Origin of the sequence: Dialister sp. i34-0019-2H8, from assembly GCF_042846925.1 — a bacterium.
Taxonomy (GTDB): Bacteria; Bacillota; Negativicutes; order Veillonellales; family Dialisteraceae; genus Dialister.
In genome coordinates this window covers 2,472,829-2,488,669 of record NZ_BAABYQ010000001.1, presented here as the reverse complement: position 1 = coordinate 2,488,669, position 15,841 = coordinate 2,472,829, and the positions used below count along the sequence as shown (strand labels likewise).

The following is a 15,841-nucleotide window of genomic DNA, read 5'->3' as shown; positions in this document are numbered from 1 at the left end:
GCGGATTCATTGCAGAGTATAATCGGAAAGGGGACATTGGCAGCAGGCGGCTTTCTCGTAACGTCATTTCGAGCGAAGTCGAGAAATCTTCCTTGCCCTGCTGTATCACGTCGGCCGTATATGGGTCTGCCAGAAAGATCCCTCGGCTGCGCTCGGGATGACGAAACGGGGAGCGGATGGTTACTCATCCGTTTTCAGATTGCTGCCATTCATCCGCTTCCTTCGGTATGTACCTTTTCAGCGAGTTCGCAGTGGGGAGGAATGCGCTAAGGAAAGGCGGATTCATTGCAGAGTATAATCGGAAAGGGGATATTGGCAGCAGGCGGCTTTCTCGTAACGTCATTTCGAGCGAAGTCGAGAAATCTTTCTTGCCCTGCGGTTATCCATGTCAGTGTGAAAATGAAAATCGACGTCTTTGTGATTCGTTTCCCTGCTGTATCACGTCGGCCGTTTATGGGTCTGCCAGAAAGATCCCTCGGCTGCGCTCGGGATGACGAAACGGGGAGCGGATGGTTTCTCACTCGTTTTCAGATCGCTGCCATCCATCCGCTTCCTTCGGTGTGTCCCTCTTCAACGAGTTCGCAGCGGGGAGGAATGCCCGCAGGACTGCGGAGAGCGTTCTTCTCGTATCGTCACAGAGTATAATCGGAAAGGGGGGACATTGGCAGCAGGCGGTTTTCTCGTAACGTCATTTCGAGCGAAGTCGAGAAATCTTCCTTGCCCTGCGGTTATCCATGTCAGTGTGAAAATGAAAATCGACGTCTTTGTGTTTCGTTTTCCTGCTGTATCACGTCGGCTGTTATGGGTCTGCCAGAAAGATCCCTCGGCTGCGCTCGGGATGACGAAACGGGGAGCGGATGGTTTCTCACTCGTTTTCAGATCGCTGCCATCCATCCGCTTCCTTCGGTGTGTCCCTCTTCAAAGATTTCTCGCTCGCGCTCGAAATGATGATACGGGAGTATCACCCCTAATCCCTAGCCACTAGTCACCAGCTACTTCTTCAAGTACGGCACGACGGCACTGCCGTGGGGGATGATATTGATGGCGTAGTCGGTCTTGCCTTCGCCTTCGAGCTGCTTCTGGGCGAGCTGCCAGGCTTCTTCGACGGTGGCGACGGGGATCTGGTGGGTCTTTTCGCGGAGGATGTCGAAGTTTTCCGGACGGGTGACGATGTAGACGGTGTGGGTGAGGGCGGTGTTTAGATTTTCAAAGGCGACGAAGAAGGGGATGGTGAAGCAGTCGCGCAGGCCTTTTTCCATATCGACCAGGTTCTTGTACTTGAAGCTGCCGAGGTAGGCGGCAGGCTCCATGATGTCTTCGGCTTCGATCATGGTGATGATGATGCCGCCTTTCTTGGTGGCGATCTCAGCCGTGGTGTAGCACTTGGTTCCCTGATACAGGTTCGTGTCCTTCGGATAGCCGCCGGCGGAGACGATGGTGACGTCGGCCTGCTGCTTCATCGGGACTTTCTGGAGGCGGTAGGTCTCCTTCGTGCCTTCGAGCCATGCTTCGTAGGGGTCGCCGCCGACCATGGAGGAGATGCGGCCTTCTTCATTGATGATGGAGTGGACGAGGAAGCAGGGGTGTACCATGTCGCAGGCTTCCTGCATGTCGCTGGATACGGGATTTCCTTCGATCTTTAAGAGCTTGGCGTCAGGGTTGAGGCCGCTGCCGAGGGTGGCTCCGAGGGCGTGGCAGTGGTTCTGCTGAACGGTGTCGAAGCCGGCAACGCCCGGGAGGATGAGCTTGCGGCCGCCGCCGAAGCCGGCCATGTCGTGGGTGGAGACGGCATTGATGAGGATGACCTTGTCAGCATCTACGACGCGCTTGTCGATCCAGACTTCGGTGCCGAGGGTGGTCTTTCCGAGGTAGGTCTGCTGGGATTTGTCGGTGGAGATATGCTGGTACATGGTGATGCGGCGGGCGACTTCTTCGCCGACGCAGGTGATGTTCTCTTCGTCGGTGTGGGGGCGGTGGGTGCCTTGTGCAAAGACGATATAGATGTCCTTGTCGGGGACGCCGGCTAGGTTCAGCTCATCTACGACGTAGATCAAAAATTCGGAGGCGCGGTTCCAGGCGCGGGTGATGTCGGCGACGACGAGGCAGACTTTGTCGCCGCTCTTTACGACTTCCTTCAGCGGGGCGCTGCCGATCGGGCTTCGCATAGCAGCAAGGGTCGCTTCTTTGACGTCGCAGGCGGGTGTCGGGACGCCTTCCAAGATGTCAGAAATATGGTCTTCCGGCAGCATGACGGACTGCACGCCGCGGCCGAATGCGAGTTTGAATTCTTTCATGGATGAGATCCTCCTTGGTGGTATGGAAATGGGTATGTCGTCTCATTATAGCATGAATGGGGAGAGGGAATGAGAAATGAGAAATGGTGGTGGCGGCTTCACCGCAGTATAAAGGAAAGTAATGCCCGACCGTTTTTTGGGGGGTGACGGGTTTCCCGTTTTCGTTTTTCTGACATTGTCCGCTTGCCCGCGGATGACAAAGATTTCTCGCTTCGCTCGAAATGACAATGTGGGAGTCTGACGTCTCCCAGTCTCCCAGTCTCCCAGTCTCCCAGTCCCCAGGCACTAACTATCCCCATCGTATGCCTAATGGGCGCGGCTTGTCAACGATTTTTCAAGATAGCAGGTTTCCCGCTTTGGGGTTCCAAACATCGATCGCTTGCCCGCGAATGACAAAGATTTCTCGGCAACGCTTTCAATGACGATGTGGAAGTCTGACGTCTTCCAGTCCCCTAGTCTCCCAGTCCCCTAGTCTTCTAGTGACCAGTCCCTAGTCCCTAGTCACAAGTCACTAGTCCCCAGTCACCAGTCACTTATTATTTCTAAATTTCCTCTTTCCAAACAATTTCCTTCCATGATATAATACGAATTACACACTTCATAGGAAGGTCCGAGGTCGGGCGAGGTAGCTAGCGCTGTTTTCGCTCGGCTTTTTTTGTAGGAGAGAAGGAATGGGCATGAAAAAATGGAGAGATATGCCAGAGGCGCAGGGGCTGTATGACCCCAGAAATGAACATGATGCTTGCGGGATCGGCTTTGTGGCGAATATCCGCGGCGAGCGCTCGTATGGTATTGTCGATGATGCTTTGAAGATCCTGGAGAATCTGAAGCACAGAGGCGGCGAGGGCGCAGACCATAAGAGCGGGGATGGTGCGGGGATCCTGACGCAGATCCCGCATGATTTCTTTCATCGCGAGTGTGAGGTGCTGGGCTTTTCGCTTCCGCCGGAGGGAGAGTACGGTGTCGGCATGATCTTTGCGCACCGCTATGAGGATTTCCGCAAGGAGCAGATGAGGGTCTTCGAGGAGATCGTGAAGGAGGAAGGACAGACGGTCCTTGGCTGGCGTGAGGTGCCGATCGATGAGAGCATCATCGGTGAGGCGGCGCGCTCGATCCGTCCGCGTTTTCTGCAGGTCTTCATCGGCAGGAATCCATCGCTTCGGGATCAGATGGATTTCGAGCGCAAGCTCTACATCATCCGGCGGCTCGCGGAGAAGAAGATCATTCCGCTCTCGGAAGGCATGGGGACGGATTTCTATATCGCCAGCCTGTCCTCGCGTACGATCGTGTACAAGGGGATGCTGACGAGTGAGCAGCTGCGCCATTTCTATCTGGATCTGTCGGATCTGGACTATAAGACGGCGATGGCGATGGTGCATTCGCGTTTTTCGACGAATACATTCCCGAGCTGGGCGCGCGCTCATCCGAACCGCTACATCGTCCACAATGGGGAGATCAATACGATCAAGGGGAATATCAACTGGCTGAATGCGCGTGAGAGCAAGTCGCGCCCGTCGAACGATCCGGAGCTGGTGAAGGCTTTCCCTGTCGTCGATGACACGGGGAGCGACTCGGCGATGTTTGATAACTGCCTGGAGTACATCCACATGGCGGGGCATTCGCTGGCGCATGCGATGATGGTCATGATGCCGGAGCCGTGGGAGAAGGATCCGTCCATGGATGAGGAGAAGAAGGCATTCTACCGGTATCACAATTTCATGATGGAGCCATGGGACGGCCCGGCGGCGATGTGCTTCTGCGATGGCGTCGCCATCGGCGGGATGCTGGATCGCAATGGTCTGCGTCCGGCGCGCTACTATGTCATGAAGGATGACCGTGTCATCCTGTCTTCGGAAGTGGGGGCGGTGCCGGTCGATCAGGAGAATGTGCTCTACAAAGGACGCCTCGAACCGGGCAAGCTCTTCCTCATCGATACGGCGCAGCAGCGCATCATCAGTGACGAGGAGATCAAGCACACCATGGCGAAGGCGCATCCCTATGCGAAGTGGTGCGAGGAGCATCTGCTCGATCTGAAGGATCTAGCGAAGGAGGAGAAGGAGCCGGAAGTGCCGGAGGATCTCCTTCTCGAGCAGAAGAATTTCGGCTATACGGTCGAGGATCTGCGCGATATCCTGACGCCGATGGCGGAGAACGGCAAGGAGCCGATCGGCGCTATGGGGATGGACTCGCCGCTCGCGGTCCTGTCGGAGACGCCGCAGCTGCTCTACGACTATTTCCAGCAGAATTTCGCACAGGTCACGAATCCGCCGATCGACGGTGTCCGTGAAAGGATCGTGACCTCGTCCTCGGTCGTGATCGGCAACATGGCCAATATCATGGATCCGGATGAGAAGGGGACGGCGGCGCTCTTTATCGACCGTCCGCTCATCACGAATGAGGAAATGGAAGTCATCAAGCATCTCAAAAGCAGCCAGCTAAAGCCGGTCGTGCTTTCGCTGCTCTATCCGGCAGCCGGCGGCGGCCGCGCGATGGAGAAGGCACTCCATGAGCTTTTCGCAGCCGCGCTTGCTGCGGTCAGGGATGGGAAGAATATCCTGATCCTTTCTGACCGCGGTGTCGATAAGGATCACATGGCGATCCCGGCGCTTCTCGCTTCGGCGGGGCTGCATAATGATCTCATCTGTGAGAAGGTGCGTCCGGATGTCGGTATCATTCTGGAGTCGGGCGAGCCGCGTGAGATCCATCATTTCGCCGCGCTGATCGGTTTCGGCGTGACGGCGATCAATCCGTATCTGGCACTGGAGACGGTGAAGGATCTCGCGGACAAGAACCGCCTGCACGGCAAGAGCGCGAAGGAAGCGCTCGCAAACTACCTCACGGCAGCGGTGAACGGCATCCTGGGTGTCATGAGCAAGATGGGGATCTCCACCGTCAAGAGCTACCACGGCGCGCAGATCTTCGAAGCTGTCGGCATCGGCAAGGAGGTGGCGGAGAAATATTTCGGCGGCATCACCTCTCCGATCGGAGGCATCGGCTTGAAGGAGATCGCCAAGGAAGCCGAGATGCGCCACGAGGCGGCGTACGAGGGGACCAAGGGACTCTCCTCCGGCGATGTCTATATGTATCACCGGAATGGCGACGAACCGCACATCCTGACGCCGGAGGCCATCCGCCTTCTGCAGCGGGCATGCCGCACAGGAAGCTATGAGGTCTACAAGGAATTTGCGAAGGTGGTCAATGAGCCGCTCATCCGTCTTCGTGACCTTCTGGAATTCAATTACCCTGCCGGATGCAGCATCCCGATCGAAGAGGTCGAGAGCGTGGACTCCATCGTGCATCATTTCCGTACCGGCGCGATGAGCTATGGCGCACTCAGCAAGGAAGCCCATGAGTGCATCGCAAAAGCCATGAATGCCCTCGGCAGCCGCAGCAACACCGGTGAAGGCGGCGAGGATACCGAGCGCTTCGCGCTGCTCCCTGACGGTTCTTCGGTCAATGACGAGATCAAGCAGGTATCGACAGCACGATTCGGCGTCACGGGGAATTACCTCGTCCACGGCAAAGAGATCCAGATCAAGTGCGCGCAGGGGGCCAAGCCCGGCGAAGGTGGACACCTTCCGGGCAGCAAGGTCGACCCGGCCATCGGCAAGACACGCCACTCCACCCCGGGCGTCGCCCTGATTTCGCCGCCGCCGCACCATGATGTCTACTCCATCGAAGACCTGGCAGAGCTGGTCTTCGACCTGAAGAATGCCAACCATAAGGCGGAGATCAATGTCAAGCTCACCGCCGGTGCGGGTGTCGGCACCATTGCGGCCGGCGTCGTCAAGGCGAAAGCCGACGGCGTCACCATCAGCGGCTGCGATGGCGGCACGGGGGCATCGCCTAGGACCAGCATGCGCCATGCGGGACTTCCATGGGAGCTTGGACTTTCCGAAGCGCAGCAGGTCCTCCTCCTGAATCAGCTCCGCGACCGTGTGAAGCTCGAAACGGACGGCAAGCTCCTGACCGGCCGGGATGCGGCCATCGCCTGTCTCTTGGGCGCAGAGCTCTTCAGCTTCTGCACCGGGCCGCTCATCGCGATCGGCTGTCAGATGTTCCGCGTCTGCAACAAAAATACCTGCCCCTTCGGTATCTGCACGCAGGATGAGAAGCTCAGGAAACGCTTCGCCGGCAAGCCCGAGTATGTGATGAACTACATGCGCTTCGTCGCAGAAGACCTGCGTGAGATCATGGCGCACCTCGGCTTCCACAAGCTCGAAGACATGGTGGGCCGAAGCGACCGCCTGAAGCAGAAGAGCTTCACCGGAAACAAGAAGGCAGATACCCTCTCTCTCGATGCCCTGCTCTTCCGTCCGTATACAGACATCACCGTCGGTCACCATTTCATGAAGGCACAGGATCATGAGATCGAAAAGACCCTCGATATGGCCAAGCTCGTCCGCATGTGCAAGCCGGCTCTCGACGAGCAGAAGCGCGTTATCGCAAAGCTCTTCATCAAGAACACCGACCGCGTCACCGGCACCATCCTTGGCAGCGAGATCTCCCGCCGCTACGGCGATGAAGGACTGCCCGAAGACACCATATCCCTCTCCTTCGTCGGCTCTGCGGGACAGAGCTTCGGCGCCTTCATCCCGAAGGGTCTGACGCTCACCTTGGAAGGCGATGCGAATGACTACGTCGGCAAGGGTCTTTCCGGCGGCAAGATCATCATTTATCCGCCGAGAGAAGCCACCTTCCGCGCGGAAGACAATGTCATCATCGGAAACGTCGCCTTCTTCGGCGCGACAAGCGGGGAAGCCTTCGTCTCCGGCAAAGCCGGGGAACGCTTCTGCGTCAGAAACAGCGGTGCGACCGTCGTCGTCGAAGGCATCGGCAACCACGGCTGCGAATACATGACCGGCGGCAAGGTCATCATCCTCGGCGAGACGGGCAAAAACTTCGCAGCCGGTATGTCCGGCGGCGTCGCTTATGTGCTCGACCTCGATGAACGCCTGTGCAATCAAGAGCTGATCCATTTGGAACCGCTCACGGACAAAGAGGAGATCGCAAGCGTCAAGAAGCTGATCGACGCCCACTACCTCTCGACCAGAAGCCGCAAGGCGGAATCCATCCTTGCACGCTGGGATGTCTACTACTCCCGCTTCACCAAGGTCATCCCGAAGGAATACGAGGCCATGGAAGAAGCGATCAGGACAGGCATGGCCGAAGGCCTCACACGCGAAGAAGCCATCAGAAAAGCGTATGATAAGAAGTTTGGGAAATAGTGACTAGTGACTGGTGACTAGTAGCTAGGGATTAGTGGCTGGGGATTAGGGACTGAAAATCTCTTTATCCTGTATCACCCACTTCCTTCTTTTGGAAGGCGGTGCCCCGAAGGGGCGAAGGCTGGCGGCGTAGCGTCTGCAGCGGAAGTCTCACGTCATATCCATGACCCCAAAGGCGATGCTCATTAACGGGCATCGCCTTTTTGATTGCCAAGCATACCCCGGCTGTATTATACTTGAGGATAGATACATAGCGATGATACAAAAAGAGAAATGGTGACGGCAGCTTCGCCGTCCATAGAAGAAGGGCGATGCCCGATCCCATTTTTTGTGACGGGCGATCGACCTTTCATCGTTCGCCCATCTGAATTACGGAAGAAAGGAGGGATACCATGGGACTATCGATCAAAGACATCCTGCTCTTGGACTACTTCGATGGCAAGCCGGCGCACCACAAGGTGCCACCCTATAAAGAGAGCATCTACGGGCGTGATGCGAATGACCGCATCGGAGAGCTTTTTGATGACGGTTGGATCCGCATGAGCCGTCCGCAGGAGACGCTCACCATGCTGCCGGACAAAGCGCTCTCCGATTTCCTCAAACGATACGATCTCTCCGGTGAAGGCACACACGCCGAGCTCGTGGGCCGTGTCATCGCCAAAGTGCCGGAGAAGGACTATGCTCATGGCGTCCCGAAGATCTACGTCCTTACCAAGGAAGGGCAGGCGGAGGTCGGACACCACATGGCCTACGTACTGAACGTCCGTGAGAACTACGGTCTGACCGAGGGCGAGATCGGTGAGTCGCAGACCGCTCTCTCCGCCCGCGGCGAGTCCTACACCGCCCGCGGCATCCTTTACCGCGCTTTTCAGCAGAAGATTTCCCTCTACACCATGGCAGGGGAATGGTCGAAGCTGCGCAACATGTACTATACCGTGGCGAATTTCTACATCCGCATCAAGCACAATGACTACGCACTGCCCTACCTTTACCTCGTCTTCTTCATGGATATGTCCGGTATGGGCAATAAGAACAACCTCGTGCCCTACGAGAACCTTTTCCCGACGCAGAAGGGCATGATCCTGCTCATGGATGAGATCAGGAAAGGTCTGCACATGACGATGGACGATGTGAAAGGCTCCTTCCTCTCCTCCATCGCCCGCATGGCGCCATCGCTGCCCTTCTCCTACTTCTCCCCGCAGGTCATGGCCTCCATGCTGCTCGAACGTCTCCGCGGCATTGATTTCAACGGCACGAAGTACATCTGCGACAGAAATGTCCCGGATCCTTCCTCGGGGGCGTACCACTATGTCCCCTACGGCCGGAGCGAAGCCCGCCCCGCCGCCCGCACCCGCCATATCGTGAAGCCGAAGATCATGGCGCCTCCGGTCCTGCGGATGCCCACCTTCGCCGCGCCCGCCCCCTTTTGCCCGAGCGAGGTCGGAAAGCCCAAGGAAGCTCCCGCGCAGGAGATCGAGAAACCGGCTCCGCCCAAAGAAGAAAAAAAGAAGAAAGGGATTCTCGCAAAGATCAAAAAGCTGTTTTGACTGGTGGCTGGTGACTAGTGACTGGGGACTAGGGACTAGGGGACGTTAGGCTCTCCCGTATCATCATTTCGAGCGAAGCCCTCGAATCTTTTTCGTTCGCGGTCAGGCGGACCATGTTTGTAAACGCCAAACGGGAAACCTGTTATCCACAAAACCTTCGGGCATCGCCCCGTTTCGTCATCCTGAGCGGCGAGAAACGTCGTAAGTGAGATAACGAATGCCAGAACAGCTGCGACCTGAGTCGAAGGATCGCGGCGAAGCCGCCGCCATCATTTCGCATTTCTGATTGGCGAGCCATAGCCATGGACACAAACAAAAAGCACTCCTTTCGGAGTGCTTTGCTTGGTGCGCTTGGGGGGATTCGAACCCCCGACACACGGTTTAGGAAACCGCCGCTCTATCCAGCTGAGCTACAAACGCATGAATCTTTCCTATTATAGCATGGGAGAGAACATGTGAGAAGGGAGAAGTTGGAGGGGTGACTGGGGATTAGGGATGAGTGGCTAGGGATTAGGGACTTTATCCCATCTGTCTTCCATACCGCCCCTGCCCTATCCGCCCCTTCGGGGCACCTTCCCCTCGAGGGGAAGGCGACGCGGGAAAACCATCACCAAGAACCTCAGCCCCATGAACCCTTTTCCTTGGGCCATCCATGGGCGTATCTGGAGCCCTGTTTTTTACAGAAAGCGTGAACTTTATGAATATCAGACATCTTACCATCGGCAGCGGACGACCGAAGATCTGCGTTCCGCTGGTCTCTTCCACACTGGAGGATCTGGAAAAGGAATGCGCATCACTATCATCCTGTCCTTTGGATATGCTCGAGTGGCGTGTGGACTACCTCCTGAATCAGGAGGATTTCCATGCGACAAAAGATCTGGAAGCTGCCTATGCGGTCATCCGCAGGCATTTCAAGGATGTGCCTCTTTTGACGACGGTGCGTACGAAGAGCCAGGGCGGGGCGCACAAGACCCCGGGCGGTGAGTACGTGTCGCTGCTTTCTCTCATCATCCGTTCGCACTGGGCGGATGTGCTCGATGTGGAGTATGGACATGAAGTACTCGATACGAAGGTTTTGATCAAGCAGGCGCATGAGCAGGGGATCCCCGTCTTGATGAGCTATCACAAGTTCCAGCGGGCAATGAGCGAGACGGAGCTGATCGATACGTATGAAAATATGGCGTCCTTCAAGGCGGATATTTTGAAGATCGCGGTCATGCCACGAGCGCCTCGTGATACCGCGTCGCTCCTCTCGGCGGCGGCCCGCACGCGGGAGGATCTTCCGGAGACGCCGGTCATCGCGATCGGTATGGGGCAGGCGGGTCAGCTTACCCGCATCGCAGGCAGCGATCTGGGTGCTCCCATCACGTTCGCGGCCGGTCAAAAAGCCAGCGCACCCGGCCAGCTGACAGCAGCGCAGGTGAAAGCCGTGCTGGATGTACTGTATTCGTAGTGACTAGTGACTAGTAGCTAGGGATTAGTGACTAGTGACTGAAATGCCATCTTCGGGCATCGCCACTACCTATACTCCGCGGCGCTTCCATATTTTTATGCGCCGCACCACCCCCGTTGAACCTGTTGAACCCGCCAAACCTCTTTCGCAAACAATCAAAGGACGCTGCGCCCCATGGGCTCACCCCGAATCTCATTTCCCCACATCCACTTTGTGGCTGCTATTTTATCCCAAAGGAAATTCTTTATGACACAAGGCGAAAAACTTTTCATCGATGGACAATTACAGGAAGCCTATGACGTACTGCTAAGAGAAGCGTCGGAGGGAAGCGGCCGCGCCATGTACCTTTTGGGCGAATACGCCAAGCATGGCTACATCGCTCCGGCGGACAAAAAGCTGGCGAAGCGCTATGCAGAGGAGGGGAAGAAGGCGGGCGATGTGCTGGCGGCCCTGAATGTGGGCTATGCCAGCCGGCCGGGGACTCTTACGCAGAAGAGGATCTTCCGTCAGTACATGCCTCAGGTGGAAGCACTGGCCAAGACGGGCGATGTGCTGGCGATGTATGAGATGGCGGATGTGTACCGCGTCGGACTTGTCAGGAAGGCGAATGAAAAGAAGCGCTGGGCATGGAATAAAAAGTGCATGAAAGCGGGGCTTTGGCAGAGCCGCATCCGCTGGGCTTCCCACCTCATTTTTGATCAGACGCTGGCCGCAGACATGGGCGCAGACGGAGAAGCCCTTCTGAAAGAGATCGCGGAGGAGCCGAAGGCATCCGCCGGCGAGGCGGCGCGCCTCCTTGCGGAGCACTATCTGTTTCAGCAGGATTTCAAGAGGTCTTTCTACTACAGCGAGCTTGCTGTGCGATGGAAAAATATCTGGGGCTGGTTCTATCTGGGGCTTCATTATGCGTATGGCTACGGCGTGAAGGTGGATCTCATCAAGGCGGAGAATGCGCTGGCGAAGGCCTATGACTGGAAGAGCGAGTGCGCGGGGGATGCGGCGGCCCTTTTGGGAGAGGTGCTCTTGGAAACGACGCCGAAGCGGGGGATCGCATGGCTCCGTGCCAGCGTGAAGCTGGGCAATGTGCAGGGCATGTTCTCTCTGGGCTGCTGCCTGCAGGACGGGCGCGGCTGCAAGCAAAACATCGAAATGGCAGAGGAGCTCTTGGAGAAGGTCTTTGCCTTTCACGGCTACAAAGAAGAGGAAGCGGCGCAGCGGCTCGCACTGCTCGCGATGGATGCAGAGCGCTATGGCGCTGCGCTGAAGTACACGGTGGTCGCAGCCAAGAGCGGGCGGCCGGAAATACTGGTCCAGCTCGCACAGCTCTACCACGTGGAAGGAGATTTCAAAGAAGCTCTTTTCTGGTACAAGAAGGCCTTTGACATGTTGCCAAGCGGCAGCCTTGCGGACCAGATCGCGCTCTGCTGCTCGCTCATGGATGAAATGAAGGAGTCCGCCGTTTGGGTCAAAAAGGCGGCGGAGCTGGGCTCGCCGCTTGGCATGCTGCACTATGCACAGTATCTTCTGGATACGCTTTCGGATACGGCGGATGCGAGTGAGCCGTTCCACTGGTTCAAGAGCTGCTACGATGCGAAGGCAGATCCCCAGATGCCGGAGGACATGCAGAGGAGCATTCGCGGCGAGGCGGCGAATATGGCCGGGATGTGCTCGTTCTGGCTGGGAGATCAGGAAGAGGCCAAAGCATGGTATCAGAAGGCGTATGACATGGGCGATGTGTACTGCCTCATCAATCTGGGGAATGGTGCGCTCCAGCAGAGGCCCCCGCAGCCGGAGGAAGCCATTCACTACCTGAAGGAAGCCTGGGAAAGGGGAGAGGAGATCTTCGAAGACCAGGCCAAAGGCGACATTGCGAGTCAGATCAGCGCCGCATACCGCATGAAGAAAGACTGGATGAATGCTTTCCACTGGGCCAATCAGGCGGCGGCTCTTGATAACGAGACCGGCATGATCGATCTCGGCATGATGCATCTCTACGGGAACGGCACGCCCGTCAACCATGACGAAGGTCTTCGCTGGCTGGTCAAGGCGTATGAGAAAAAAGGGCCGCAGGCGAAAGACGTCGCGAACTATCTCGGGATCTTCTTTCAGGAGATCGGAGACATGGCAAAGGCAGAAGAGTGGTATAAAAGGTCAGCCGCCCTCGGCAGTGACTGGGGCATGATGAATCTCGGCCTTTTCTATCAGCACGGTCTCTACGGTGAGCCGGATCTGAAGCGCGCCAAGGAATGGTTTGAAAAAGCCATCGCCGTCCACGGCGATGCGGAAGCTGACGTGCGCGCTGAGCTCGAGAAGGGCTCTGCCTGCCCTGAGATCCATGATGATCCGCCCAAGGAGGCGGCGCGAGAGGAAATAGACCTCAAGTCGCTCTACATGCCATGGCTCGCCGATATGAAGTGGAAAAAGTAAGGGACGGGCGAGATGGACGCATGGCATCGCCTTTTTACTTTGCTTTCATTTGGTTCAGGGTTCAAGGTTCAGGGTTCAGGTGGCGGCTTCGCCGCAATTATATATGGGGCGATGCCCGATCAAGAATCATTCTCGCCCCTTCCTCTGGAAGGGGCAGACGAGCGAAGCGAGGCGGGGTTGGCATCCCCGTGTGTGAAAATACCGATTCACGCAGCCAACCTCCGCCCCTTCGGGGCACCTCCTTCCAAAGGAAGGAGGGAGAAAAGCAGAGTGCGTTGACTGGTAACTAGGGCTCAGGGCTTTCGTGGCGGCTTCGCCGCCTTTTTTTAGAAGATGGTATTCTCGTATCGCAGCCTTCCCCTCTAGGGGAAGGTGCCCGAAAGGGGCGGATAGGGTGACTATGGCATGAAAGACAGCTGGGATAAGGTTTCCCGGTCACTCCTATGAGAGCTGCAAGTCCCCCGCGGCAGATGGAACGCGAAAATGAGATGATCGTTATTTCACATCGCCCTTTTTATTCGCTCCAGTCATGATTGTAAATATCCCAGTTCTTCTGCTGCTTCAGATAGCGGATGCTGGCATCGATATCCTCAAGGAGTTTGTCCTTATCCCGGGGCAGTGTCGCCGCGAGGCGGATATAGTTTGATACATGATTGCTGCGGAAGACCATAGGATCGGTCTCTGGCAGCTCGAGATGCTCGATGATGACCTTCAGCTCCTCCATGAGGCCATAAGGGGGAAGCGGAGTGAATTCGCCGCGCTCAAACTGTGCCTTGAGCTCGCTGCCGCGGTACAGCATGAGAGAAAGCGCAGAGAGGTACGTCGGCTTGATCTCGTTGATGGCATGTGCCGTCGCGAGTGCATGCCGCATGCTCCCCGGCGCGCCTGCGATGCCGAGGATGATCATGATGGAGAGATCCATCCCCGCGGCGCGTACACGCTTTCCGACTTCGATCGACTGCTCGCCGTCGACGCCCTTGCGGATGTCCTTCAGCGTCTTCGAGTCTCCGCTTTCCATGCCATAGTAGAGCATGGTGAGGCCGGCTTCCTTGAGCTGCTTGAGTTCATCGGGCGATTTTCGGAGGATGTCGCCCGGCGCTGCATATGAGGAGACGCGCGTGAGATTCGGGAAATATTTGCGGAGCGTCTCCAGTATGCGGAGCAGTCGCTCGGTCGGAAGCACGAGCGCATCGCCGTCTGCAAGAAAGACGCGGCGCACGCCATCCCGATCGACGGAGTACGCCATCGCGATCTGGCGCATGATCTCATCGTCAGAGAGCTTTTCAAATCGTACGCCGCGATACATGTTGCAGTACGTGCAGCTGTTGTGCGCGCACCCGCGGGTGACACGGAGGATGAAGCTGCCCGATTCACTCGGCGGGCGGAAGACGGGGGTGTCCCAGTTGTCAAAAAATAAACCTGACATAGAGTTGTTCCTTTCTTTCTGTTCATGAATGGTCTACAAAAATTTTTATCGAATAAACACATAGCATTTTTTCTATGTGAATATTGTACATGATGATCTGCCAAAATGCAAGACGCATAGAAAAGTTTTTATATGTGATATAATGGGGGAGTTAGCAGCTAGGGACTGGTGACTAGACTAAAAGACTAGGAGACTGGGAGACTGGGAGACATCAGATATCAGACGCTAGACATCTGACTTGTATCCTCCAGCCTTCGGGCATCGCCCTTTATAAAAATCGACGCTCGGGTGCTTTCATAAATCGCCTGCTTGAGACGCTCCTTCCCACTCTCTTTCATACCGCCAGTGCCCTATCCGCCCCTACGGGGCACCTTCCCCTCGAGGGGAAGGCTGCGATACGAGAATACCATCATCTAACAGGGCGGCGAAGCCGCCACCTTCCCCCTTGAACCTCTTGAACCCATAGAACCCGTTCCCCCTCTTTCGCACGCCTCACGGGCTCACCCTGAACCTGACAGCATACTTTCATAGCAAAGGATAACCTTATGATCATAGAAACGGCGCATGCCAAAATCAATTTCACACTTTCCGTCGGAAGCAAGCGTGCTGACGGGTATCACTCCATCGACAGCCTCATGCACAGCATTTCTCTCTCGGACCGCATCACACTGACGAAAGCGGAGGCGATCACGCTCTCCGTCACGGAGGGCGAGGCTCCGCTGGGGCGGGAGAATCTCATGGTGCGCGCCGCGGAGCGTTTCTTCGAAGAGACCGGTCTTTCCGGCGGCGTCTCCATGACGCTGGCGAAGCGGATCCCCTCTGAGGCGGGGATGGGCGGCGGCTCGTCCGATGCGGCTGCCGTGCTGCGCGGACTGGCACGGCTCTATGAGACGGATCTTTCTCTGGCGACGCTTGCCCGCTGGGGGGCATCGCTCGGCGCGGACATCCCTTTCTGCGTGATGGCGGGGGCCGCGCGCTGTCAGGGCATCGGCGAGAAGCTGACACCGCTCACACCATGGGCGCATCTGCCGCTCGTCATCCTGCGTCCGCCGGTCTCGGTCTCGACGGGGAAGGCGTACCAGCTTCTCGATCACATGGGGAAGCGTCCTGCCGATACGACGCCCCTTGCCATCGAAGCGCTCAGCGGCAGAGATAAGGGCGCACTGGCCCGCGCGCTCTCGAATGATTTCGAGGCGGGGCTGTTTCCTGTGGAGCCGATCCTTTGGGAAACGTCTGCGTATCTCAAGACACTGGGCCGGCCTGCTCTCATGACCGGTTCAGGCTCCGCTTTCTTCGTGCTGGCGAAGGATACGAAGGAACAGGCTGGGCTGGCCTCTCGGATCCGCGCCGAGCAGCCGTCATGGTTTGTGGAGATGGCGGAGACCGTCGGAAGGGACGGGGAGGCTTAGCGATTTTTCATTCGTATGCGCCGTACCCTGCTCTTCACTCTTGCGCAAAGTTTTTTT

7 protein-coding genes and 1 tRNA gene are annotated in these 15,841 nt (G+C 57.0%); 5 read left to right on the top strand and 3 right to left on the bottom strand.

The features are described 5' to 3' along the window. Window positions 1-992 precede the first annotated feature (992 nt). Window positions 993-2,294: a nickel-dependent lactate racemase gene (gene larA / locus ACGG9R_RS10780; RefSeq protein WP_390154950.1), complete on the bottom strand. Its 1,302-nt coding sequence runs from the start codon at window positions 2,292-2,294 to the stop codon at window positions 993-995. Between the two features lie 671 nt (window positions 2,295-2,965). Here larA and gltB point away from each other — a divergent pair. Further along, window positions 2,966-7,522, top strand: a complete 4,557-nt coding sequence (gltB, locus tag ACGG9R_RS10775) for a glutamate synthase large subunit (protein WP_390154947.1) — start codon at window positions 2,966-2,968, stop codon at window positions 7,520-7,522. A 392-nt stretch (window positions 7,523-7,914) separates the two neighbouring features. After that, window positions 7,915-9,069: a hypothetical protein gene (locus tag ACGG9R_RS10770; RefSeq protein WP_390154945.1), complete on the top strand. Its 1,155-nt coding sequence runs from the start codon at window positions 7,915-7,917 to the stop codon at window positions 9,067-9,069. Between the two features lie 343 nt (window positions 9,070-9,412). Here the strand turns inward: ACGG9R_RS10770 and ACGG9R_RS10765 are convergent. Next, a tRNA-Arg gene (locus ACGG9R_RS10765) sits at window positions 9,413-9,489 on the bottom strand. 277 nt (window positions 9,490-9,766) lie between these two features. On the opposite strand from ACGG9R_RS10765, the gene aroD reads away from it, so the two are divergent. Both aroD and ACGG9R_RS10755 read left to right on the top strand, forming a co-directional pair. Then, window positions 9,767-10,522 (top strand): type I 3-dehydroquinate dehydratase, encoded by a 756-nt coding sequence (aroD, locus tag ACGG9R_RS10760; RefSeq protein ID WP_390154942.1) that lies wholly within the window; start codon window positions 9,767-9,769, stop codon window positions 10,520-10,522. A 246-nt stretch (window positions 10,523-10,768) separates the two neighbouring features. Then, window positions 10,769-12,949 carry a hypothetical protein gene (locus ACGG9R_RS10755; RefSeq protein ID WP_390154939.1) on the top strand — a complete coding sequence of 727 codons (2,181 nt, stop codon included), beginning with the start codon at window positions 10,769-10,771 and terminating at the stop codon, window positions 12,947-12,949. A 514-nt stretch (window positions 12,950-13,463) separates the two neighbouring features. Here ACGG9R_RS10755 and ACGG9R_RS10750 read toward each other — a convergent pair. Next, entirely contained in the window at window positions 13,464-14,375 is a 912-nt protein-coding gene (locus ACGG9R_RS10750; protein WP_390154937.1) for a radical SAM protein, read from the bottom strand. A 545-nt stretch (window positions 14,376-14,920) separates the two neighbouring features. Here ACGG9R_RS10750 and ACGG9R_RS10745 point away from each other — a divergent pair. Continuing rightward, complete coding sequence (locus ACGG9R_RS10745) at window positions 14,921-15,784, top strand: 4-(cytidine 5'-diphospho)-2-C-methyl-D-erythritol kinase (protein WP_390154934.1); 864 nt, start codon at window positions 14,921-14,923, stop codon at window positions 15,782-15,784. The last annotated feature ends 57 nt before the right edge of the window (window positions 15,785-15,841 follow it).

Excerpts from the sequence above, each read along its gene's own strand:
- larA (WP_390154950.1), bottom strand. The coding sequence starts at position 2,294 with ATGAAAGAATTCAAACTCGCATTCGGCCGCGGCGTGCAGTCCGTCATG.
- gltB (WP_390154947.1), top strand. The coding sequence starts at position 2,966 with ATGGGCATGAAAAAATGGAGAGATATGCCAGAGGCGCAGGGGCTGTAT.
- ACGG9R_RS10770 (WP_390154945.1), top strand. The coding sequence starts at position 7,915 with ATGGGACTATCGATCAAAGACATCCTGCTCTTGGACTACTTCGATGGC.
- aroD (WP_390154942.1), top strand. The coding sequence starts at position 9,767 with ATGAATATCAGACATCTTACCATCGGCAGCGGACGACCGAAGATCTGC.
- ACGG9R_RS10755 (WP_390154939.1), top strand. The coding sequence starts at position 10,769 with ATGACACAAGGCGAAAAACTTTTCATCGATGGACAATTACAGGAAGCC.
- ACGG9R_RS10750 (WP_390154937.1), bottom strand. The coding sequence starts at position 14,375 with ATGTCAGGTTTATTTTTTGACAACTGGGACACCCCCGTCTTCCGCCCG.
- ACGG9R_RS10745 (WP_390154934.1), top strand. The coding sequence starts at position 14,921 with ATGATCATAGAAACGGCGCATGCCAAAATCAATTTCACACTTTCCGTC.